The sequence below is a fragment of the Microbulbifer rhizosphaerae genome, from assembly GCF_014191725.1.
GTDB classification, from domain to species: domain Bacteria; phylum Pseudomonadota; class Gammaproteobacteria; order Pseudomonadales; family Cellvibrionaceae; genus Microbulbifer; species Microbulbifer rhizosphaerae.
The window spans coordinates 105401-127523 of the sequence record NZ_JACHWZ010000015.1; the positions used below are offsets into that span (position 1 = coordinate 105401).

The 22123-nt window shown below is 60.5% G+C and carries 18 protein-coding genes and 1 riboswitch; of the genes, 5 read left to right on the plus strand and 13 right to left on the minus strand.

Annotated features, from left to right (window positions below; all coding sequences use genetic code 11):
* The 5 genes from moaB to FHS09_RS15690 all read right to left on the minus strand — a co-directional run bounded on the left by moaB (position 1) and on the right by FHS09_RS15690 (position 4935).
* Positions 1–540: a molybdenum cofactor biosynthesis protein B gene (gene moaB, locus FHS09_RS15670; protein WP_183461608.1), complete on the minus strand. Its 540-nt coding sequence runs from the start codon at positions 538–540 to the stop codon at positions 1–3.
* A gap of 16 nt (positions 541–556) precedes the next feature.
* On the minus strand, positions 557–1123 hold the full coding sequence (gene mobA / locus FHS09_RS15675; RefSeq protein ID WP_221192042.1) for an NTP transferase domain-containing protein: 567 nt from the start codon (positions 1121–1123) through the stop codon (positions 557–559).
* A 3-nt stretch (positions 1124–1126) separates the two neighbouring features.
* Positions 1127–2104 (minus strand): GTP 3',8-cyclase MoaA, encoded by a 978-nt coding sequence (gene moaA / locus FHS09_RS15680; protein ID WP_183461612.1) that lies wholly within the window; start codon positions 2102–2104, stop codon positions 1127–1129.
* Positions 2093–2232: riboswitch (molybdenum cofactor riboswitch) on the minus strand. (Overlaps the previous gene by 12 nt.)
* Positions 2233–2291: 59 nt before the next feature.
* Complete coding sequence (locus tag FHS09_RS15685) at positions 2292–3503, minus strand: alginate export family protein (protein WP_183461614.1); 1212 nt, start codon at positions 3501–3503, stop codon at positions 2292–2294.
* A gap of 145 nt (positions 3504–3648) precedes the next feature.
* On the minus strand, positions 3649–4935 hold the full coding sequence (locus FHS09_RS15690) for an MFS transporter (RefSeq protein WP_183461616.1): 1287 nt from the start codon (positions 4933–4935) through the stop codon (positions 3649–3651).
* A 321-nt stretch (positions 4936–5256) separates the two neighbouring features.
* Here FHS09_RS15690 and FHS09_RS15695 point away from each other — a divergent pair, with 321 nt between their 5' ends.
* From FHS09_RS15695 to FHS09_RS15705, 3 genes are all read left to right on the plus strand, one after another.
* Complete coding sequence (locus FHS09_RS15695; protein ID WP_183461618.1) at positions 5257–6732, plus strand: NarK family nitrate/nitrite MFS transporter; 1476 nt, start codon at positions 5257–5259, stop codon at positions 6730–6732.
* Positions 6733–6753: 21 nt separating this feature from the next.
* Positions 6754–8514 carry a bifunctional protein-serine/threonine kinase/phosphatase gene (locus FHS09_RS15700; RefSeq protein WP_343057501.1) on the plus strand — a complete coding sequence of 587 codons (1761 nt, stop codon included), beginning with the start codon at positions 6754–6756 and terminating at the stop codon, positions 8512–8514.
* An 88-nt stretch (positions 8515–8602) separates the two neighbouring features.
* Positions 8603–9472, plus strand: coding sequence for a universal stress protein (locus FHS09_RS15705; RefSeq protein WP_183461623.1), 870 nt, complete (start codon positions 8603–8605; stop codon positions 9470–9472).
* 36 nt (positions 9473–9508) lie between these two features.
* On the opposite strand, the gene FHS09_RS15710 is transcribed toward FHS09_RS15705, so the two are convergent.
* From FHS09_RS15710 to FHS09_RS15745, 8 genes are all read right to left on the minus strand, one after another.
* Entirely contained in the window at positions 9509–10411 is a 903-nt protein-coding gene (locus tag FHS09_RS15710) for a U32 family peptidase (protein WP_183461625.1), read from the minus strand.
* A gap of 10 nt (positions 10412–10421) precedes the next feature.
* On the minus strand, positions 10422–11417 hold the full coding sequence (gene ubiU / locus FHS09_RS15715; RefSeq protein WP_183461627.1) for a ubiquinone anaerobic biosynthesis protein UbiU: 996 nt from the start codon (positions 11415–11417) through the stop codon (positions 10422–10424).
* 11 nt (positions 11418–11428) lie between these two features.
* Complete coding sequence (ubiT, locus tag FHS09_RS15720; RefSeq protein ID WP_183461629.1) at positions 11429–11914, minus strand: ubiquinone anaerobic biosynthesis accessory factor UbiT; 486 nt, start codon at positions 11912–11914, stop codon at positions 11429–11431.
* A 149-nt stretch (positions 11915–12063) separates the two neighbouring features.
* Positions 12064–12897 (minus strand): peptidylprolyl isomerase, encoded by an 834-nt coding sequence (locus FHS09_RS15725; protein ID WP_183461632.1) that lies wholly within the window; start codon positions 12895–12897, stop codon positions 12064–12066.
* Positions 12898–12923: 26 nt separating this feature from the next.
* Positions 12924–13619 (minus strand): respiratory nitrate reductase subunit gamma, encoded by a 696-nt coding sequence (narI, locus tag FHS09_RS15730; RefSeq protein WP_183461634.1) that lies wholly within the window; start codon positions 13617–13619, stop codon positions 12924–12926.
* Positions 13620–13643: 24 nt separating this feature from the next.
* Entirely contained in the window at positions 13644–14357 is a 714-nt protein-coding gene (narJ, locus tag FHS09_RS15735) for a nitrate reductase molybdenum cofactor assembly chaperone (RefSeq protein WP_183461635.1), read from the minus strand.
* A gap of 12 nt (positions 14358–14369) precedes the next feature.
* Positions 14370–15902 carry a nitrate reductase subunit beta gene (gene narH, locus FHS09_RS15740; RefSeq protein ID WP_183461637.1) on the minus strand — a complete coding sequence of 511 codons (1533 nt, stop codon included), beginning with the start codon at positions 15900–15902 and terminating at the stop codon, positions 14370–14372.
* A complete protein-coding gene (locus tag FHS09_RS15745) occupies positions 15899–19678 on the minus strand; it encodes a nitrate reductase subunit alpha (protein WP_183461639.1) in 3780 nt (1259 codons plus the stop codon). The genes narH and FHS09_RS15745 overlap by 4 nt, the downstream gene beginning before the upstream one ends.
* Before the next feature lie 284 nt (positions 19679–19962).
* On the opposite strand from FHS09_RS15745, the gene FHS09_RS15750 reads away from it, so the two are divergent.
* Both FHS09_RS15750 and FHS09_RS15755 read left to right on the plus strand, forming a co-directional pair.
* Positions 19963–21831, plus strand: coding sequence for an ATP-binding protein (locus FHS09_RS15750; RefSeq protein WP_183461641.1), 1869 nt, complete (start codon positions 19963–19965; stop codon positions 21829–21831).
* A gap of 27 nt (positions 21832–21858) precedes the next feature.
* On the plus strand, positions 21859–22122 hold the full coding sequence (locus tag FHS09_RS15755; protein WP_183461643.1) for a hypothetical protein: 264 nt from the start codon (positions 21859–21861) through the stop codon (positions 22120–22122).
* Position 22123 lies beyond the last annotated feature (1 nt).

Genomic DNA, 22123 nt, shown 5'->3' on the forward strand with positions numbered 1-22123 from the left:
TTACCCCCTGGTGGCGCACACTGGCTGCGCGGGGCGAATGTGGGGTATGAAATTGCAGGGCCGGTGGCGCGCGTCCAGCTGCTCCAGCAGTATCTTTTCCCAGGCGGTGCGGCAGGCGCCGGTGGAGCCAGGCATACAGCAGATCAGGGTGCGATTCGCCAGCCCCGCCAGGGCGCGGGACTGCACTGTGGCACTGCCGATATCCGCAAAGGAGATTTTCCGGAACAACTCGCCGAAGCCGTCCACGGTCTTGTCGAACAGTGGCTGCAACGCCTCCGGTGTCGAATCCCGCGCAGTAAAGCCGGTGCCACCGGTTACCAGCACTGCGTGAATATCTTCCTGTGCTATCCACCGGGAAACCTCGGCGCGCATTCGGTAGATATCGTCCGGCACTATCTTCCTGTCCGCCAGTTTGTGTCCCGTCGCCTGCAGAGCCTCCGCCAGATACTGGCCGGAGGTGTCGGTCTCATCGTTGCGAGTGTCGGATACCGTCAATACCGCGATATTGAGCGGAATAAAGTCCGCTGAAACGTGTGTCATAAGTGTTTCACCTGAATCAAAAAACTGAATGTGTGAATTCCTGCGCGTACTGCGCTGGTGTATTGATATTGCCAAAGCTGCGCGCCGCCTCCGGCGGCTCCAGTTGCCGCGCAGCGGCGTGGCGCAACAGGGCGCTGATGCTGTTCGCCCCGCTGCCGCGCACGGCCCGGTGCAAAAAATCCTTCACATCGGGCGACAGCGGCAGCCAAAAGGGGAAATGGTGGCCGGCAAAATGACAGACGCGTGCGCTGCGCTCCCCCTCTTCGAGCAGCGGCGCGAGCAGCTCGGTGCGCAGCAGGGGCATATCCACCGGCATCACCAGCAGCCCCTGTGTCTCTACAATTCGCGCCACGGCGTAAAGTCCACCCAGGGGGCCCATGTCCGGAACCGGATCTACAATGCCGCCGGGCCTTGCGCCGCTGACCACCAGCTGCGCCAGCGGAAGCCCGCGCATCAGGCCCAGCGCGTGCTCGAGAAAACTGTCGCCGCCGGGCAGCGGCAGCAGCGCCTTGTCGCGCCCCATACGGCTGGAGCGGCCACCGGCCAGCACCACGCCGCAGCTTGTCACCGGGCTTTCGTCCACGGTTCAGCCGCCCAGCATCGCCAGGTTGCGGGTCGCCCCGGCCCGGCCGCCCGCCAATTGGTGGCCGGCAGTCTTGCCGCTCACCGCCGCCCGAATAAGTTCCGCCAGGGCCCGGTGGTCGCCGCCGACGATGGCCTCGCGCAGGTCGATGCCCTGCTCCGCAAACAGGCACAGGTGCAGCGCGCCCTGTGCGGACATGCGCAGGCGGTTGCAGTCCGCACAAAAATCCTTGCTGTAGGGGGTGATCAGTCCGATGCGGCCGGCGTAGTCCGGGTGCCGGTATTCCCGCGCCGGGCCGGCGCTGCGGTGTCGGGTCAGCCGTTCCCAGCCGTCCCGCAGCAACCGCTTTTCGATATCGCCGCCGGAGACGTGATTGCTGGCAAAAAAACTGCGGTTATCGCCGGTGCGCATCAATTCGATAAAGCGCAAGGTCACCGGCGTTGCCTGGACCCACTGGAGAAATTTGTGATATTCGCCCAGATTGTATTCCCGCAGCAGCACCGTGTTGACCTTGGTCTCGACGCCCAGCTCCAGGGCCCGCTCGATTCCGCGCAGCGCTTTTTCCAGCTTGTGGTGCCCGGTGATACGCTCGAACTGGTGCGGGTCCAGGCTGTCCACACTGACGTTGAGCTGGTCCAGGCCCGCGTCGCGCCAGCGGTCGATTTCACTGGCGAGCCTGTAGCCGTTGGAGGTGATGGCCACCCGGCGAATACCGGCGGCGCCGCTGGTTGCGGCAATAAGATCCGGCAGATCCCTGCGCAGGGAGGGTTCACCGCCGGTGATGCGGACTTTTTCCGTACCCAGGGAGGCGAAGGCGCGCACCACTGTGCGGACTTCGGCAACACTCAGGGGTCTTTTCCGCGCTTGCGCTCCTGTGCACTGGTAGCCATCCGGCAGGCAGTAATTGCAGCGGAAATTGCAAACATCGGTCACGGACAGACGCAGGTAAAAAAACCTGCGCCCAAATTCATCGGTTAACATTAAACGCCTTTCCAGTTGCGGGAGGCCGGCCGGTTTCCCGGGCGCCCCTGGTGGCCGGCAGTGTCGGCCACGGCCCCCACACCATACGCTGGGCGCTTAGGCATGGGGGCTCGGTGTTTAAACTCTTTGCAGTGTATCAGCGGGCGATTGTGTTGCACGGGGGCAAAGGTGGTACTCCCTTTGTCTGTCAGAAGGATGCCGTGAGCATCAGCCACAGCTTATCGGTATCGACACTGTAAGCGTCGGCTCTGTAGCTGGCGTATTTGACCGTCGCCGATAACTGTTCGGTCAATTTGCGGCTGTAGCCGAGGTCCCACTCGCTGCCCCAGTCGGCGGAGGTCTCCACTGCGGAAAACCGGTGGTAGGTGGCACTCAGGGTCCCGCCGGCCAGCTTGCCGGCCGCGCCCAGGTACAGGTCCTCGATGCCGTCCGCGGGAGTGGACAGGAACTGGTCGGCAAAGCCCTGGAATTTGTGCAGGGTGGCCAGCGGCGTGGAGAATCCCACTCCGTTGTCCGCTCCCAGTTCTTCATAGCCGAGGCGAACATTGACCGGTCCGAAATCCGTATCCAGTTCAGCGAGGTAATAGGGTGCGCTGTAGTCGAGGCCGCTGTCCCCGGCCTCCGTCTGGCGGGCGTAGCCCAGCTGCGCGTTGACCCGCCCGAATGCACCGCTATAACGCAGCGCGAGGGTGCGGCTGGAGGCATCGACGGCGTGCTCCAGCTGGAGATCCACAGCCAGGAAAACCAGTTTGTGATTTTCCGTCAGGGGATAACCGGTGCGGAAGATCTGTATATCCCCTTCCAGGTTTCCCTGTTCGCTATCCTCGCCGAAAATTCGGTTGACGTTGTAGATATAGCTGTAGTCCAGCTGCAGCGCGCCGTCGCGCCCGTAGCGAAACCGGTAGCCGTCGAAGGTCTGCTCGTTCTGGCGCCAGGCAACACCGCCGACGAAACGCTGGTCGTCCAGCACTATACGCTGCCGCCCCGCCGTAGCCTTGAAAGTCCCGTTGCCGTACTGCAGATAGGCCTGGTTCACCTCTGTCCCCAGCGGATCGGCGACTACCGGATAATCGGTCTGTCCGTTGGTGGTTGAGTTGTAATTGTCCTGCCCTATTGCGCTTACGTCGTCCATTTCGATCATTGCGCTGAATCCGCGGTAATTTCCGCTCTGCCAACTCACGCGCGTTCTCAGGGTGGATGCGGTGGCGTCGTTGGACAGGTTGTCCCGATCGACGCTCTCCGCGCGATAGCGCAGATTGATCGCCAGGTCGCCGTTTTGCACGGCACTGGAAAACGTCTGCGCGGTGTCGGTGTCTTCGGCGCTGGCGTGCGAAGAGGCCACACCGCTCGCGCACAGTAATGCGCTACAAACAAGGCTGGGGAATTTCTGTGTAATCATTCTCTGGTCCTCTGCAACCGTTTGGGAATTCTGCACGACAAGTTACAGCGTCAGGTAAAACAGTGAAAACCTGCCCCATCCTTCCCATCGCGGTGGAACTGCCACCTGCCGGTGCACAGAGCTAATACCAAATGGCTGGAGGGCATTACCCGAAAGGGGTGTCCTCCCGGTGCAGAAAATTGTGCTGCCTGGCAAATTCGAGGCGCTGCAAGGCGCGCTCCCGTTGCAGGGCCAGATACATCGCCAGCATGCATACCGCGAGCACGCTGTAGAGCAGCATAAAGGCAGCGCTGTGAATACCCACAATATCCTGGGCGATACCAAACATGACCGGGAGACTGAAGCCTCCCAGGGCGCCGATCGTGGCCACGGTACCGCCGACGCTGCCCATGTAGCGGGGATAATTGTCGTAGACGATCTTGTACACAGAGGCGCGTCCGAACCCCTGGGCGATGCCGATCACCAGGATCAACAGCGTGAAGAGTTCGATACCCACTTCGAGTTCGATCTGCACGTCCCGCTCGATGCCGTGAATGGTCATGCTGGTGGGCGGATAACTGAGGAAGAAGAGGCACACCAGGCAGGTCCAGAAGACACTCCAGTTGACAGCGCGGGCACCATAGCGGTCGGCAAACCAGCCTCCCAAAGCGCGCACCGTACTGGACAGCGCCACAAACAGCAGCGTAAGGGCCATCGCCGTTTGCGTGGAAACCCCGTAGGCATCCAGGTAGTACTGGGGCAACCAGAGCAGCAGCGCGAGAAAACTGCCGAAGACAAAATAGTAATAGAGCCCGAAGCGCCACACCCTGATTTCGGATAAGGGGCGCAGGTGAAATTCCAGTTCAGGCCGGCGCCGGCTGCGCATGTAAGGTATCTCCTCCGGCGCCCAGTACGCGAACAGCAGGATCGCGATAAACATCGCGGCGCCGTACACCGGCCCCACCATCTCCCTCCCCAACCAGTTTTCAATGGCCGGCGCCAGTGCCAGCGTGACGGCGGCGCCGGCATTGCCGGCACCGAATATTCCCATGGCAGTGCCCTGCCGGCGCCGATCGAACCAGGGGTTGATATAGCGGATTCCCGAGACAAAGGCGGTACCGGAAATACCCAGCCACAACCCCGCCAGCAAATGGCCGGAGTAACTGTGAACACGGGGAAGCAGCAGCAGAATAGGCAACAGCAACAACGCCTGCGCCAGGATTATTTTCTTTGCGGAAAGCCGCTCCGCCAGCAGCCCAACGGGAAACCGCAACAGGGCGCCGCTCAGCATGGGGGCTGCCAGTAGCACACCGAATTCGGTCGCGGATAGATTCAACTGTTCGCGAATGGACACCCCCAGCACCGCATACAGGGTCCAGACGGAAAAGTTGGCAGCAAACATGGCGGTGGCGGACACAAGAGCCCGGCCGGCGAGCTGTTCGGTGTATTGCATAATAAATCCCGGTTTTACCGCCTGGAATTCTACGCAATCCCGCCTCTCTTCTGCGCCGCTCCGTCCCAACTACCCACAAAAACATCGGCGCTGTAAACAGTGCGGACCAGCTACCACCAACGGGGTAGACGGCCGGTGGAATCACCGGGATCACCGCCGCCCCGCCGTTCGCCGCGACTACCGGGCGGAGGTAGGTGGCCGCACTTTGCTGTTTTTTTCCGGCAAAACTACCACTCCTGTCCGCTGTTCGGGAGCGGGCCCACTTTTAAACTGTGCGTCAATAATTGGTAGCTAACGGGCGGACAAGCCGAAGGAGTTGTCATGACCACATCCAGCGGGCTCAATTTTTTTAAATGGCACGATCCAAAGATAAAGACACTGCATATCACCTGGTTTGCTTTTTTCCTCACGTTCGTCGTCTGGTTCAGCCATGCGCCGCTGATGGTCTTTATCAAGGAAGCTTTCGATCTCAGTAGCCAGCAGGTAAAGGCGCTGCTAATCCTCAACGTGGCACTGACCATCCCGGCACGCATCGTGATCGGCATGCTGGTGGACAGGTTCGGGCCGCGCCTGGTGTACAGCGGGCTGCTGGTAACGTCATCCGTTATCTGCCTGGGTTTCGCCACCGCCGACAGTTATCGGGCCCTGGCCCTGTTCCGCTTCCTGCTCGGATTTGTGGGCGCAGGCTTTGTGATCGGTATCCGCATGGTGGGCGAGTGGTTCCCAGCCCGGCAAGTGGGACTCGCCGAGGGCATTTACGGCGGCTGGGGCAATTTCGGTTCCGCTGCCGGTGCCATGACCCTGCCCGCGGTGGCGCTGATGTTCGGCGGCGAAGACGGCTGGCGCTATGCGCTGGGACTGACCGGTGTCGTCGCCGGCCTGTACGGCCTTCTCTACTATCGCATCGCGCGCGACACCCCCAAGGGTTCCACCTACTTCAAGCCCAGGAAGAGTGGCGGACTGGAAGTCAGCAGCAAAAAAGACCTGTATTTCTATCTGGCAATGAACGTCCCCATGTACCTGGCCCTGGCCATCCTGGCATACAAACTGTCTCCCGCCGGCGTCGGCCTGCTGTCCGGGAGCACCACCTATATTCTGTGGATATTGTTGCTGGTCCTCTTCGCCTTCCAGACCCGGCAGATCTGGCTGGTGAATCGGGAGCATCTGCAGCAGGGCGTGCCGGAGCTGGAAAAATATCAGTTCAAGCAGGTGGCCATTCTCGACCTGGCCTACTTCGTCACCTTCGGCTCCGAGCTCGCGGTGGTGTCCATGCTGCCTTTGTTTTTCCTTGAGACATTCTCCGGTCTCAGCGCCGTCCAGGCGGGCCTGCTGGCCTCCGGTTTCGCCTTTATGAACCTGGTCTCCCGCCCCACCGGCGGCCACTTCAGCGATAAGCTGGGACGCCGCCGCAGCCTGATGTTCCTGATTTCCGGGCTGGCCGTCGGCTATCTGATACTGAGCCAGATCGACAGCGGCTGGTGGGTATCGCTGGCGGTACTGGCGACCATGGCCTGCTCCTTCTTCGTACAGGCGGGGGAAGGTGCGGTATTTGCGATAGTGCCACTGATCAAACGCCGTATGACCGGACAGATCGCGGGCATGGCTGGTGCCTACGGCAATGTGGGTGCAGTCACCTATCTCACCGCCTTGTCCTACGTGGACTACAGCACTTTTTTCCTGATCATCGCCGCCTCCGCCGCGCTGGTCGTTTTCGCCTGTGCGTTTATCGAGGAGCCCAGGGGCAAGATCGCGGAAGTGCTGCCCGACGGCACGGTGCAGCTGATCAGCGTGGAGTGATCCGATTCCATGGCCGCGCCGGTGAACAACAGTACTGCCACCGAGAGCGAACAGCGCGGACGGCTGCAACTGGCCGCGGGTATTTGCAGCCGCGCCGGGTGCAAGCCGCAGAATGAGGATTCGGCGGTTTTCCACTGGCCGGCAGACCCGCACCTGCAGGACTACCTGGGCGCTGTGGCCGCGGTGGCGGACGGGGTCAGTTCCGCCGAGGCCGGCGCCCTGGCCAGCTGTATGGCCACCAGCCAATTTGTCGGCGACTACTACAGCGCGCCGGACACCTGGTCCGCTGCGCGTGCGGGTCAACGGGCGCTCGCCTCCATCAACAGCAAACTCTACCGCAGCAGCCACGACTACCCGCGGGAGGAAAAAGGTTTTCTGTGCACTTTTTCCGCCCTGGTTTTCAAGTCCCGCACCGCTCATTTTTTTCATATAGGCGATAGCCGCATCCACCTGTTGAGGGGCGGCAAACTGGAGTGCCTGACCCGCGATCACAGCGTCGCCCTCGGGCATCGCCAGAGTATGCTGTCCCGGGCCCTTGGCATGGATACCGGGCTGCAGGTGGATTACGGCAGGATCACAATGGAGCGGGACGACCGCTTTCTACTGACCAGCGACGGGGTGCACGATTTTGTTCCCCGGGAAGTCCTGGCGGACATCCTGCAGCGTGAGGAACTGGAAGAAGGCGAAATGGCCGAAACCCTGGTCCGCCTCGCCGAAGAAAACGGCAGTGACGACAACCTGACAGCGGTGGTCGTTTCGGTCCGCGGCCTTCCGGATGCGACCCTGGATGAATACAGCCACAAAATCGCACGCCTGCCTTTTCCCCCGCCGCTGACCCCGGGTATGATCCTGGACAGCTTTGCTGTCGAGCGGGAAATTTTTTCTTCACAGCGCAGCCAGCTCTACCTGGTGCGGGACACCCACACCGGGGCGGCACTGGTAATGAAAACCCCCTCGATCAACTACGAAGACGACATCCACTATATCGACCGCTTCGTGCAGGAGGAGTGGATAGGCCTGCGTATCCACAGCGAGCGGGTGGTACGCGTATTTCGCCAGAAGCGGCCCAGAACTGCGCTCTATTACCTGATGGAATATATCGAAGGTTGCACCCTGGAAACCTGGATTGAGCGCCACCGCTTTCCGAAACCGGCGGAGGCATTCCGTATCGTCAGACAGATCGCCGAAGGATTGCAAGCCTTCCACGACCGGGAAACCATCCACCAGGACCTCAAGCCCGCCAACATCATGATCGACGGAAAGGGCGGGGTTAAAATCGTGGATTTCGGTTCCGTGTATGTGGCGGGCAGCGCGGAAATTTTCCGCCCACTGGAACATCCCGGAGCGCTGGGCACCGCTTCCTATTCGGACCCCCATTACCTGATGGGCCGCAACACGGCGATCCAGGGCGATATCTACGCCCTGGCCACCATCGCCTACGAGATGTTTACCGGCGAGCTGCCCTATGGCGAGGAGATCAATGAGTGCCGCTCTCTGGTGGACTACGAGCAATTGCGCTACCGCAGCGCGGCCCAGTTCAATCCGGTAATTCCCATCTGGTTCGACCGTACCCTGGAGAGGGGCTGCGCCGTCGATCTGGAAAAGCGCTACCACACCATTGCCGGGTTCATTGCCGATCTCGGCAACCCCAACCCCGAATACCTGCGCGACGACCCGTCCGAATACAAGAGCCGGAATGCGTCGCTGTTCTGGAAAATCCTCTCCGGCCTGTGGATCGTCACGCTGCTGGCCGTTATTGCGTTGTTTTCCACCGGAGAGTAATTGGTCCCCGCCCACTGATCTGGATCAAGAAGTCGCGAGCAGTTAGCGTTAGATTCAATGGGAAAACCGTACCTATAAGGATGATCCAATGAAAAACATTCTCGTGATTCTCGATAAGCCCAAACATGAACAGATCGCCCTGCAGCGAGCCATGGCGCTGGCCGAGGCGGCGGGCGTGCGACTGCACCTGGTCAGTTTCGCCTACGAGCCACAGCTGACCCTGCCTGGCGTGCACGAGGCAACGGAAGACCTGGTGCAGACAATGGTGAGCGGGCGCGAACACTGGTTGGAGGAACTCCGCAAGCGCCACCAGCTTCCCGCGGACACGGTGACCGAAGCCGTGTGGCACTACAGTATCGCCAACTGGACCCAGGAGGCGCTGGTGCGGAAGCCCTTCGACCTGGTCATCAAGACGGCCCAGAAACAGTTTGGCCGCGGCGGCTTCGGCTCCATCGACTGGCAGTTGATCGAGCGCTCACCGGTGCCCCTGTGGCTCGCGGTCAGCACGCCCTGGGTCAAACGCGAGCGCCTCGTGGCGGCACTGGACCCTTCCGTGGACAACCCCCTGCACCAGGAACTCAACCTGCGGGTACTGACCATCGGCGACCGGCTGACGCAGCTGCTGAATGCGCAGATGGAAGCGGTTGCCTGCCTGCCCGGCGTCGGCGTGCTCGAGGAGCTGGGACTGGCGCCCAGGCCGGACACCTCCGCCGAACAGCAGCGCTCGCTGCGCGAGCATCTGCAGGCGATGATCGCTGACAGCGGCGCCAGCTGCAGTGAGATGCACCTGGTGTCCGGCAAACCGGCGCGCGAGGTCAACCGGATCGTCGACCGCAACAAGGCCCGCCTGATGCTGGTCGGGCGCGGTGTGCGCAAGGGCCCCGCCGGCTTGCTGCTCGGCAACACCGCGGAGCGAATACTTGCCAGGTCCAATACCGATGTGCTGATCGTGCCCTGAGCGATCGGCCATTCGACACTGAAAACAGCTTCGGCTTCAGGTGTGGCACCCGTCTGTAGAATCTGCACCACTACGCGCAATCAGTTCGAGGCCCGCATGGTCGCGCCAGTAACCGTCGACGCCCTGCGGTAGAAGATCTGGGTTCAACTCGCCACGGCGGGCGCTGTCAAAGGCAGCGACCACCTGTTCCATACGCAACCATTGTGGGGAGATGCGCAGAATGTCGATCCCGAGCGCACGCAGTTTCGGGTAATGGCGCAATAGATTGACAGGCTCCCCGGACAGCGTCTGGATACCGTTGATCACGAACAGCTTTTCGTCCTCCTGGGAGAACAACGGCAAACCGTCGGGGTATTCCATACAGCGGTAGCCACAGTTGTCCTTGTCGAGTCCGAGGTGGCGGACGGTGAAGCAGCGCGCCGAATAGGCGAGCGGCATATGTCCGTAGGCGAACAGCTCGACTTCGGGCTTACTGCCGCAGGCGTTCAGCACATCGCCCAATTGCCGCCCGCTCATTTCCACCGGCGCGGTCCAGCGCACCATGCCGAGTGACATCAGGTGAGACAGCGTCCGCTGGTTGTAAATATTGATCGCCGGACCACAGGCAAACGGCAGTCGGGCTTCCGACAACAGCTGTACCGCCGACATATCATTGGCCTCGACCAGCAGTTGCCCGTTGTCACAGATTTTCCGCACCCAATTCAAGTCGGCATTCGACTCCAGCAGCGTCAGCGTCGACAACACTATCTGCTTGTCGGAAACCTCCGCCAGAGTCCGGGCCAGCTCCAGCCAGTCCGCCGCGCGCAACTGGTGCCGCTTGCCGCACACCACCTCCCCCAGGTAAATGATATCCAGCGGCGTGGACAGAATGCTTTCATAGAACTGGTTGATATCGGTCCGGCTCCAATAGTACTGCACCGGCCCCAAAGCGAGCTGCATACCGCCTCCTCTACTGCCAAGGGCGATCGTAGGCGCCCAGTGTGGTTTGCTTGCCTTCAGAGTTTTTTGCCAATGTCCCGCGCCAGCGCTCCTTAACCAAGAAATCGGCGCCGCGTTGCAGCACTTCGTCGATCGCCTCGCGCCAGGTGCGCACCACCTGCGCCACGTAGGCGGGGCTGCGCTGCCTACCTTCCAGTTTGATCGCCTGAATGCCCGCCGCTTTTAGCTCCGGCAGCAGTGCCATGCTGTTCAGGCTCGTGGGTTCTTCCAGGGCATGCTGGCGCTTGCCGTCCACCACAAAGCGTCCCTTGCACAGGGTGGGATAACCGGCGTTTTCGTTGTCGGCGAAGCGGTCTATCAATACGCCGTTGAGTCTTGTCTCCAGCCCGTTCGCCCCGTTTCTCCACTCCACCGCCCTGGCCGGGGAGCAGACTCCGTTCAAGTTGGGCGACTCACCGGTGACATAGGAACTCAAGTGGCAGCGCCCCTCGGCCATGATGCAGAGGCTGCCGAAACCGAACACCTCCAGCTCCACCCGGCTGCCGGCCGCCAGCTGCTGCACCTGCTTGAGCGACAGTACCCGCGGCAGTACCGCGCGGCGAATACCAAACTGCCGGCGATAGAATTCCAGCGCCGCAACGCTGGTCGCCGACGCCTGCACCGACAGGTGCAGGGACAATTTCGGATACTTGTCGCGCGCATACTCCATAAGACCAATATCCGCCATGATCATCGCGTCGGCCGAAAGGTCGGCAGCCCGGTCCACCGCCGCCTGCCAGCGCGAGAAACTTCCTGGCTTCGCATAGGTGTTGATGGCGACGAACAGTTTCCTGCCCCGACTGCGTATACGCTCCAGGGCCCGCAGCGCACTCCTGTCGTTGAAGTTGAGACCGCCGAAATTGCGCGCGTTGGTGTCGTCATTGAATCCGATATAGACAGCGTCGGCGCCGTTGTCGATGGCGGCTTCCAGTGCCGGCAGGCCGCCGGCGGGACATACGAGTTCCATAGGTTTTCCATTTATTTTGCCGCGGCGTCTGCCAGCGCCCCGGCTATCAGCACCAGCCAGCGTTGCGCCCTTTGTGGGAGGCGGCTCCGGTCGATCGCATCCAGGCGGTTTTTGGCGGTCAATCCGAGTTCGGTATCACCGCTGATACTGAGCCGGCGGTGAAAGAACAGCGTGTCCGGGTCTTCCCTGCCGCTGGCGATGGCCAGAAAGTCCACGGCTTTTGCCGCGATGGCGGCATCGGTAATTGCACTCGCCGGTGCGCGCACGAAACGCGCACCGCTTTTTCCCATGCGCAGGCTGATGCGAAAATCAATGACCGCAATCTCCAGCACCCGCCCTTCGAGAAAATCGAACTCGCCCTCCTCCAGCTCTTCGGCCAGCTGGACGTTGAGAAATTTCACCAGAGCCAGCTCACCAGGCCACTTGGGCAGTACCGGCAGCAGCCGGCAGCCGAGCCGGTAACCTCCGCGGGCAATGGACTTGCGAATGGACACCATAACTATCTCCATTTAGGAAGGCCCTGAACAAGTAATCTTTCGTCACTTCGGCGAAGTCTGGAAGCCAGGAATCTGGACCCGGACTTCGCCGGGATGACGACTTGACTGCCATCTGTATTCCTCCCGGAGAGCGCGCAGCCGCTTATCGATCAATGCGCCCAGTCCCGCTTCGACAGCAAATCGATACCCGTGATGTGTGCGTGGGAAACCAGGTCCAGCAGGTAGACCCGTATCATTCGCCGGCGCAGAGACTCCTGGAGCTGCTGTGCAATCTTTTCTCTCACCGTTTCGAATCCCAACGGCCGCCCCGGTTCGAACTGCTCCACATAGATCAGATGCAGCCCATAGGCACTGGCCACTGGTTCCGGCACCAGACCGACGCCGTGGCCGAACACTGCTTCTTCGAACTCCGGAACCGTATCCCCCGGGCCCACCTGGCCCAGGCTGCCGCCGGAATCCTTCGATGAACACCGGGAGTGGCTGCCGGCAAGCTGCGCGAAGCACTTTAGTGGGTCGGCAGACTGCTCGACCTGCCGCAACAGGGACCTTGCCAGCTGCCGAATGCGATGCGCTTCTTCGCCGTCATCGCCCGGGGCCTGCAGCAGGATATGGCGCACCTCGGCCAGCGGCGGTGAAGCGAATTGCTCCCGGTGCTGGCAGTAGTACTCCAGGCAACTGGGGCGGCCGGGTTTGGGTACCGGCACTTCCAGCTGCAACAGCTTGTCCACCGCCGTATCAAAGTCGGCACTTCCCGGCAGTATTTCCCGGTCACAGAGTCCCTGTGCCCGGGCGCGCTGGCTCAGAAGTTCTCCCAGAACCAGGGAGCGGGCCGCGTTGAAAATTGCCTCTGCCGGCGTGGCGGCCGGGTGGTACTGCATTTCCCTGTATACCTGTTGCGGGGATATCTCCCGGCCGTTGACAAAAATCGTTTGCAGAAGATCGGGACGGTCCCCGTCCCGATCTGAAGCCAGTAAACCGTTCATAGTCAGCCCTGTAGATGATTCCCCGATCAAACCCGACGGGCGCCTCTCGCCCGTACGACCTGGTAGTTGCGGCCCAGGTACTGCACCGGCAGGCTCCAGACGTGTACCAGGCGGCTGAAGGGAAACAGCAGGAATAGTGTCATGCCCAGAAATATATGCAGCTTGTAAATGACGTTCACGTCGCTGATCGCAGCCACTGCGTCGGACGCATTGAAGGTGACAATGGACTGAGCCCAGGTCATCAACTTGAGCATGACCGCCCCGTCCATATGACTGGCGGAGACGAAGATGCTCAACAAGCCGAGTATCAACTGCACGTACAGCAACAGCAGTATGGTGATATCCATCGTCGAGGAGGTGGCGCGCACACGGGGGTTGGTCAGGCGGCGGTGGATCAGGATGGTCATGCCGACAAAGCAGATGACCCCGAAAAGGCCACCCGCAATCATCGCCAGCGCCTGCTTGGTGGATGCCTCAACCCCCAGCAGATGCCACACCGCCTTGGGGGTCAGCAGACCCACAAAGTGTCCGGCGAGTATCGCGATTATCCCCACATGAAACAGGTAGCTGCCCAGGCGCAGCTTCTTCTTTTCCAGCAGCTGGCTGGAGCCGGTACGCCAGGTGTACTGATCCCGGTCGTAGCGAATCAGGCTTCCCACCAGGAAGACGGTGAGCGCCACGAAAGGATAGATTCCGAACAAAAGCGTATTGAGATAACTCATCATTTACTCCTCACCATTTACTCATCACCCAGGCGTTGCACTGTTCCGGCCTTCATCCGCCCAGACAATGGGCTCCTCCCCCATAAACTGCGCCGCAGCCGGGCGCCGTACACTCTGGTCGCAACTGCCGCCCGCGGAAAAGGAAACGGCCTCCTCCTCCCAGATTTTGTCCAGCGCTTCCGGCGTATCATCGCGCTCCTCCTTCGATACCACCTCCGCGAGCGCCGTCATATCCACATTCAGGTCGATCAACTCCAGCAGGCCGGTCAATAGGTGCGCGTAGATGGATTCCTTTTGCCTGAGCCGGGCGGACAAGAGTGCCAGTACATGTGCTATCTGCTCCAGCCATTCCCGCGCCGCTGTTTCCTGGGTCGCGCAGAACTCCAGGTAAGTGGGCAGGTAATCCGGCAGCTCCCTTTCCGACAGCTCCAGGCCCGCCTCCCGATAGTGCTTGAGAAGTTCCACCATGGCCTGCCCGCGATCGCGGGACTCGCCGTAAATATGTTCGAAGATATGCAGGGACACAGCGCGCCCGCGCTCGAACAGACCCTCGTATTCGCTCTGCCAGTCGAGCAGATCCCGCTGTCGCTGGTATTCGATGAAACGCAGGATACTTTCCCGCACTTCGCCATCTAGTTCGTCCGCCTGCTCCACCCAGCGGGTGAGTTCCGGCAGGTTTTTTGCCAGAGCTTCATCCGGATAGTCCAACAGGTGCGATATCAGCTGAAGTATTTTCATTGGTTTCTCCGGTTACTCCACATTCTTCGCCGGGATAACCTGGCGAACGGCAGGGTTTTTGCCTCCGAAAATATTGACCGAATCGTTTCCGGTACTGCATCCGTTGCCGAAACTGAAGCCACAGGAGGATTTCATGTCATAGGCGTTTTCCGCATAGGAGCGGTGACTTGAGGGAACGACAAAGCGATCCTCGTAATTTGCCAGGGCCATGTAACGGTACATTTCCTCGACCTGCTGTATCGACAGACCAACCCGCTCCAGCAGCTGGCGGTCCTGCACTCCCTCGAGGTGCACCGAGCGCATATAGGCGCGCATAGCGATCATGCGTTCCAGCGCGCGTTCCACCGGCGCTTCATCGCCGGCGGTAAGCATATTGGCGAGATATTTCAACGGAATGCGCAGGCTTTTGAGGTCCGGGATATCGCCGCTCATGCCCACATGGCCGGCCTCGGCGGCGGACTGGATCGGCGACAGCGGTGGCACATACCAGACCATTGGCAGGGTGCGGTACTCCGGGTGCAGGGGCAGCGCCACCCGCCAGTCGATCGCCATCTTGTACACCGGTGACTGCTGGGCCGCGTCGATCCACGCCTGGGGAATACCCTCGGCGAGGGCGGCCTCCTGCACTTTGGGATCAGCCGGGTCCAGGAAAATATCGCACTGCGCCCGGTAAAGATCCTGTTCGTTTTCCACCGCGGCGGCCTCCTCGATACGATCCGCGTCGTACAGCAGCACGCCGAGATAGCGAATGCGGCCGACACAGGTCTCGGAGCAGATAGTGGGTTGCCCGGACTCGATGCGCGGATAACAGAAGATGCACTTCTCGGATTTTCCGGTTTTCCAGTTGTAGTAGATTTTCTTGTAGGGGCACCCGGAGACGCACATGCGCCAGCCGCGACACTTGTCCTGGTCGATCAGGACAATGCCGTCCTCCTCCCGTTTGTAGATAGCACCGCTGGGGCAGGACGCCACGCAGGCCGGGTTGAGGCAGTGCTCACACAGGCGTGGCAGGTACATCATGAAAGTATTTTCGAACTCTCCGTATATCTCCGCCTGCACCTGGTCGAAATTCTTGTCCTTTTTGCGCTTCTCGAACTCGGTCCCGAGAATTTCCTCCCAGTTGGGCCCCCATTCGATCTTTTCCATGCGCTCGCCGGTGATCAGCGAGCGGGGGCGCGCCACCGGCTGGTGCTTTTTCTGGGGCGACTGGTGCAGATTCTGGTAGTCGAAATCGAATGGCTCGTAGTAGTCGTCGATCTCGGGCATTTCCGGGTTGCCGAAGATATTGGCCAGCACCCGGTGTTTGCCGCCCTGGCGGGGCTGCAGTTTGCCGTTTTTCCCGCGCTCCCAGCCACCTTTGTATTTGTCCTGGTTCTCCCACTCCTTGGGGTAGCCGATGCCCGGCTTGGTTTCCACGTTGTTGAACCATGCGTATTCCACCCCTTCCCGGGAGGTCCATACGTTTTTACAGGTTACCGAGCAGGTGTGACAGCCAATGCACTTGTCGAGGTTCAGCACCATGCCGATTTGCGCTCTTACTTTCACTCTGACGCCCCCCCTGCAACCTCTGTTACCTTGGCATCTTCGCCATCCAGCCAGTCAACTTTGTTCATCTTTCTCACAATAACAAACTCGTCCCGATTACAGCCGACGGTGCCGTAGTAATTGAAACCGTAGGATTGCTGGGCATAGCCACCGATCATATGGGTGGGCTTCATCACTGCGCGGGTAACGGAATTGTGGATGCCGCCCCGGGTTCCGGTGGTTTCCGCCCCCGGGGTGTTCACGATCCGCTCCTGGGCGTGGTACATCATCGCCATTCCCTCCGGAACCCGCTGGGAGACCACCGCGCGGGCGGCGATAGCGCCGTTGACGTTGAAGATCTCTATCCAGTCGTTGTCTTCGACACCCGCCAGCTTCGCATCCCTTTCGCTCATCCACACGATGGGGCCGCCGCGGGAGAGCGTCAGCATCAGCAGGTTGTCGGAATAGGTGCTGTGGATGCCCCACTTCTGGTGCGGCGTGATCCAGTTGAGCAGGATCTCTTTGTTGCCGTTGGATTTCCTGTTCAGCACCGGCTCCACGGTTTTGAGATTGACCGGCGGCTTGTAGACGCAAAGGGTCTCGCCGAAGTCACGCATCCATTCATGGTCCTGGTAGAACTGCTGGCGGCCGGTGATGGTGCGCCAGGGAATATACTCGTGCACATTGGTGTAACCGGCGTTGTAGCTCACATGCTCATCTTCCAGCCCGGACCAGGTGGGGGAGGAGATGATCTTGCGCGGTTGCGCGACAATATCGTTGAAGCGGATCTTTTCCTCTTCTTTTGGCCTGGCGAGGTGAGTGTGGTCGCGACCGGTGATTTCGCCGAGCGCGGCCCAGGCCTTTACCGCCACTTGTCCGTTGGTTTCCGGCGCCAGGGAGAGAATCATTTCCGCCGCATCAATGGCGGATTCTATTTTTGCGCGGCCATCCCGTGCGGAATCCTCGCTATAGGTGCGGTTGAGTTTTTTGAGGAAATCCACTTCCTTATCGGTATTCCAGGAAATTCCCTTGCCGCCGTTGCCGAGCTTTTCCAGCAGGGGACCAATGGAAGTAAACCGGTTGTAGGTGTTGGGGTAATCCCGCTCCACCGGGATCATGCTTGGGGCGGTCACACCGGGTACCAGATCGCACTCGCCCTTCCACCAGGCTTTCACCCCGAACGGCTGGGCGATTTCCGCGGGGGTATCGTGGTGAATCGGCAGGGTCACCAAGTCGGTTTCCACTCCCAGGTGCCCCTCGGTAAGTTCCGAGAATTTCTTTGCGATACCCTTGAAGATTTCCCAGTCGGAACGCGCTTGCCAGGCGGGGTCCACCGCCCTGGTCAGGGGGTGAATAAACGGATGCATATCCGAAGTATTCATATCGTCCTTTTCATACCAGGTGGCAGTGGGCAGGACGATATCGGAGTACAGGCAGGTGGTGGACATACGGAAATCCAGGGTTACCAGCAGATCCACCTTGCCTTCGCTGGGCGTGTCGTGCCATGCGACATCCTCCGGCTTTTTGCCACCGGACTCGCCCAGGTCCACACCCATCAGGCCGTGCCTGGTGCCCAGCAGGTGACGCAACATATATTCGTGCCCCTTGCCGGAGGAGCCCAACAGGTTGGAGCGCCAGATAAACAGGTTGCGCGGAAAGTTCCGCGGGTTGTCCGGGTCCTGGTTGGCAAACTTCAGTTCGCCGCTCTCGAGCTGCTGCACGACGTAGTCTTTCAGGTTCATACCCGCGGCGGCGGCTTCGCTTGCCAGCCGCAGCGGATTGGTACCCAGCTGCGGAGCCGACGGCAGCCATCCCATGCGCTCGGCGCGGCTGTTGAAGTCGATAATGGAACCGCTCCACTTTTCCCTGTCCGCCAGCGGGGAAATGACTTCGCTCATCTCGAGTTTTTCGTAGCGCCACTGGCTGGAGTGATTGTAGAAAAAGGAGGTGCCGTTCATGTGGCGCGGCGGACGCTGCCAGTCCAGGGCAAACGCCAGCGGCGTCCATCCGGTCTGCGGGCGCAGTTTTTCCTGGCCCACGTAGTGCGCCCAACCACCGCCACTCTGGCCCACGCAGCCACACAGCATCAACATGTTGATCAGGCCGCGGTAGTTCATGTCCATGTGATACCAGTGATTCAACGCCGCCCCCACGATCACCATGGAGCGACCGCGGGTCTTGTCCGCGGTGGTGGCAAATTCCCGTGCAACGCGGATCACATCCTCGGGCCTGACGCCGGTGATGGCCTCCTGCCAGGCGGGGGTGTAGGGCTTGTCCTCACCGTAACTGTGGGCGCAGTTGGGATCGTCCAGGCCGTGCTCGACACCGTAGTTGGCGAGGGTGAGGTCGTAGACGCTGGCCACCACAATGGTGTTGCCGTCCGCGCTGGTAATTTTTTTCACCGGGACTTTGTAATCGATCACTTCGCTGTGATTTGTGTGCTGGAAGTAATCGTATTCGTGTGCCTGGCCGCCGAAATAGGGGAAAGCCACTTTGACCACTTCGTCGGCGCAGTCCCTGAGACTCAGCTTCAATTTCAGTTCGGACCCGTCCACGCCATCCCGCTGCTCGAGATTCCACTTGCCCCGTCCTTCTTTCGCCGAGGGTTCGCCCCAGCGGTAGCCCACGGACCCGTTGGGGGAGACCAGGCGGCCGTCGTCGTTGACGGCAATGGTTTTCCACTCCGGGTTATTGTCCTGGCCCAGGTTGTCCGCGAGGTCCGAGGCGCGCAGGAAACGCCCCTGTACCAGCCGGCCGTCCTTTTCCTCCAACATCACCAGCATGGGCATATCGGTGTAGGTGCGCACATACTCGGTGAAGTAGGCGCTGGGTTTGTCCACGTGAAATTCCTTCAGGATCACGTGGCCAAAGGCCATTGCCAACGCGGCGTCGGTGCCCTGGCGCGGTGCCAGCCAGGTATCGCCGAACTTGGAGCACTCGGAATAATCCGAGGTGATCACACAGGTCTTGGCGCCCTTGTAGCGCACTTCACTCAGGAAATGGGCGTCCGGCGTCCGGGTCTGGGGTACGTTGGAGCCCCACACGATCAGGTAATTGGAGTTGTACCAGTCGGCGGATTCCGGCACGTCGGTCTGCTCACCCCAGACCTGCGGCGAGGCCGGCGGCAGGTCGCAATACCAGTCGTAGAAGCTCAGGCAGTTGCCGCCTATCAGGGACAGGTAGCGGGCACCCGCGGCGTAGGACACCATGGACATGGCGGGAATCGGAGAAAATCCGGTTACCCGGTCCGGGCCATAGGTTTTGGTGGTGTACACATTAGACGCGGCGATCAGTTCGTTCACCTCATTCCATTCGATGCGCACGAAGCCGCCCATGCCGCGGCACTCCTTGTAGGACCTGGCTTTTTCCGGGTCTTCGACGATACTGGCCCAGGCATCCACCGGATCGACGTGCTGCAGCCTGGCCTGGCGCCAGAGCTGTACCAGGCGCTTGCGGATTTTCGGGTACTTGAGGCGGTTGGCCGAGTACATGTACCAGGAGTAGCTGGCTCCCCGGGGGCAGCCTCTCGGTTCGTGGTTGGGGAGATCCGGGCGCGTGCGTGGATAGTCGGTCTGCTGGGTTTCCCAGGTGACCAGCCCGTCTTTTACATAGATTTTCCAGCTGCAGGAGCCGGTACAGTTCACCCCATGGGTGGAGCGCACAATTTTGTCGAACTGCCAGCGGCGGCGATAACCATCCTCCCAGCTGCGGTCGTCCCAGGTTTTTTCACCGTGGCCGTCCGCGAAGGGCTCTTTGCGCTTTTTGAAATATTTCAGTCGGTCCAGAAAGTGGCTCATGCTTTACTCCGAGACGAAAATGCCGGTGTCTTGCCGTGGATGAAAGCAATATAAAAGGTGCGACAGATGAATTCACCGGGGTGCCGCCGTGGCAAAAATGACCGCCTACCCCCTAAGTGGTAGGGGTATTGCAGGTGTCGGGTAGCCGCGGCCGCAGCTGGTCCTGCGCGGCGTGGCCGGCGGGTCGGAGGAGGGGCCGGCGGGACTCATTGCGGTTTTTTGGGGGTACTACCAAATACAGTGGTGTCGGGCATAATGAGTGCCGTACCTGCGGAGAATTTCCTATGGGCAATGTACTGAATCGCATCCGCCAATCCATTGTGTTCCGTATCGGCGTGCTGATGCTGCTCACCGTTGTAGTGGCCATCGGCTCCATGGTGGCCTCCTATGTCATCTCCGATGCGGCGGAAAACGACGCCGCCGCCGTCAACCTGTCCGGTTCGCTGCGCGCCATGACCTACAAATCGGTGGCCACCGCCTCCAGTGGTGACCGGTTAGCCACGCAGAATCTGGCGGAACAGATATCCGCGCGCCTGGATCATATCGCCGCCATCTCGGAATTCTCTCCCGCCGATCACCAGCCGGAGGCACAGAATTTTCGCGAGGTTAGCCGGGAGTGGCAGCAACATATCCTGCCGTTGCTGACATCCGTCGCCAGTGGGGAAAGCCGCATCAGCGAAGGCGAACTCCTCAGCACCGCTGAGTCATTTGTGGATCGGGTGGACACCCTGGTACTGGATTACCAGCACACCGCGGAACACAAAGTCGAGTTGCTGCGCCTGGTCCAGCTCGGCTCTCTGTTCGCTACCGTCATACTGGTCTATTTTTCCCTCTTCTCGCTGTCCCGCTCGGTGGAGCAGCCGCTGCGCAAACTGATCGCCAGCTGTCGCGATATCGCCAGGGGCAACTTCCGCCAAAAGCTCGACCTGCACGGCGAGGACGAATTGGGCCTGCTGGCACAGACCATCAACCGGATGTGTGAGGTTATAGACGGCACACATCGCGAACTGGAAACGCGGGTCAGGGACAAGACCGCACAGCTGCACAAGAGCCACGAGGTACTCGACTTTCAATATCGTCTCGCGCGGCGCATCAGCGAAGGTCCGCTCAACGGATTGGAAATAGACCAGTGGTTGGCGGAGTTCAGCGAGCTCACCGAACTGCACGACCTCGACCTGTGCCTGATGACGCCGGAGGGAATGACCCCTTACCAGCACCTGACTCACGGTGCCGGCAACAACGCCTGCCAGGAAAATAATTGCAACAGCTGTGCCCACGCCTCCGGCCCCAGGGAGGTCGCCGGCCAGCAGATCTATCGCTTCCCCCTGGAAGCGGACAAACGCAATTACGGTGTCCTGGTGTGCACCCTTCCACAGGGCCAGTTGCTGCAGAGGGAACAACAACAGCGCCTCAGCGCGTTCGCCGATGCGGTTACCACGGCGATAACCCTGAAGGAGCGCAGCGAGCAGGACCGGCGCGTGGCGCTGATGGACGAGCGGGGCATTATTGCCCGCGAACTGCACGACTCCCTGGCCCAGTCCCTTTCCTATCTCAAAATCCAGGTAGCCAGGCTGGCTCGCTGCAGCCGCAGCGATGCGCTGGACCGCGACCAGGTCGTGGAGATCACCTCCGAACTCAAGCAGGGCCTCAATGCCTCATACCGGCAGTTGCGGGAACTGCTTACCACTTTCCGGCTGCAGATAGCGGAGGGAGGGCTGCGCGCCATTCTGGAAAAATCCGTTTTCCAGTACCGCGAACAACACCCGGAGATCACTATCGGGCTGGTCTACGATCTGGAGGAAATCCCGCTGACCCCCAACGAAGAGATTCATCTATTACAGCTGGTCCGCGAGGCCTCGCAAAACGCGGTGTACCATTCATGGGGCGATCATATAAGCATCCACCTGACACAGGGCGAGGGGCAGGAAATCCGGGTCAGTATCTGCGACAACGGTGTAGGCATCAGCGAATCGCCGGAGAAACGCAATCACTTCGGCATGTCCATCATGCAGGAGCGCGCCAGCAACCTGGGAGGCGGGCTGGATATCCGCCGCCGCGAAAGCGGCGGCACTGAGGTTTCCTTTGTTTTTGTTCCCGAGTACGCCCGCGAACGCCAGCTGTTGTGGAACAACGCTGCCGGAGGCGGCGGGTGAGCGGGGCGGCGTCTAACCGAGCGAATTGTGAAACCGAATACCACCACCGTTATGCGCGGACTGATTTCACAGGTTCGCAAAACCATGCCATTCCATCTGCCGGCGAGCCGGTTGTGTGCCGGCCCCTGCCGCGGATGCCCAAAAAAATTACTGGAATTCCTCGACCAGGAGCTGGAGGAATGGGAGACCCGCCTGGATGCCGGCGAAAAGCCCACTATCGGAGATGTATCCCGCTTTGGTAAAACCTGCCGGCGCATTCACGCTGCGCTGGCAGCCAACAAACTGGTCTAAG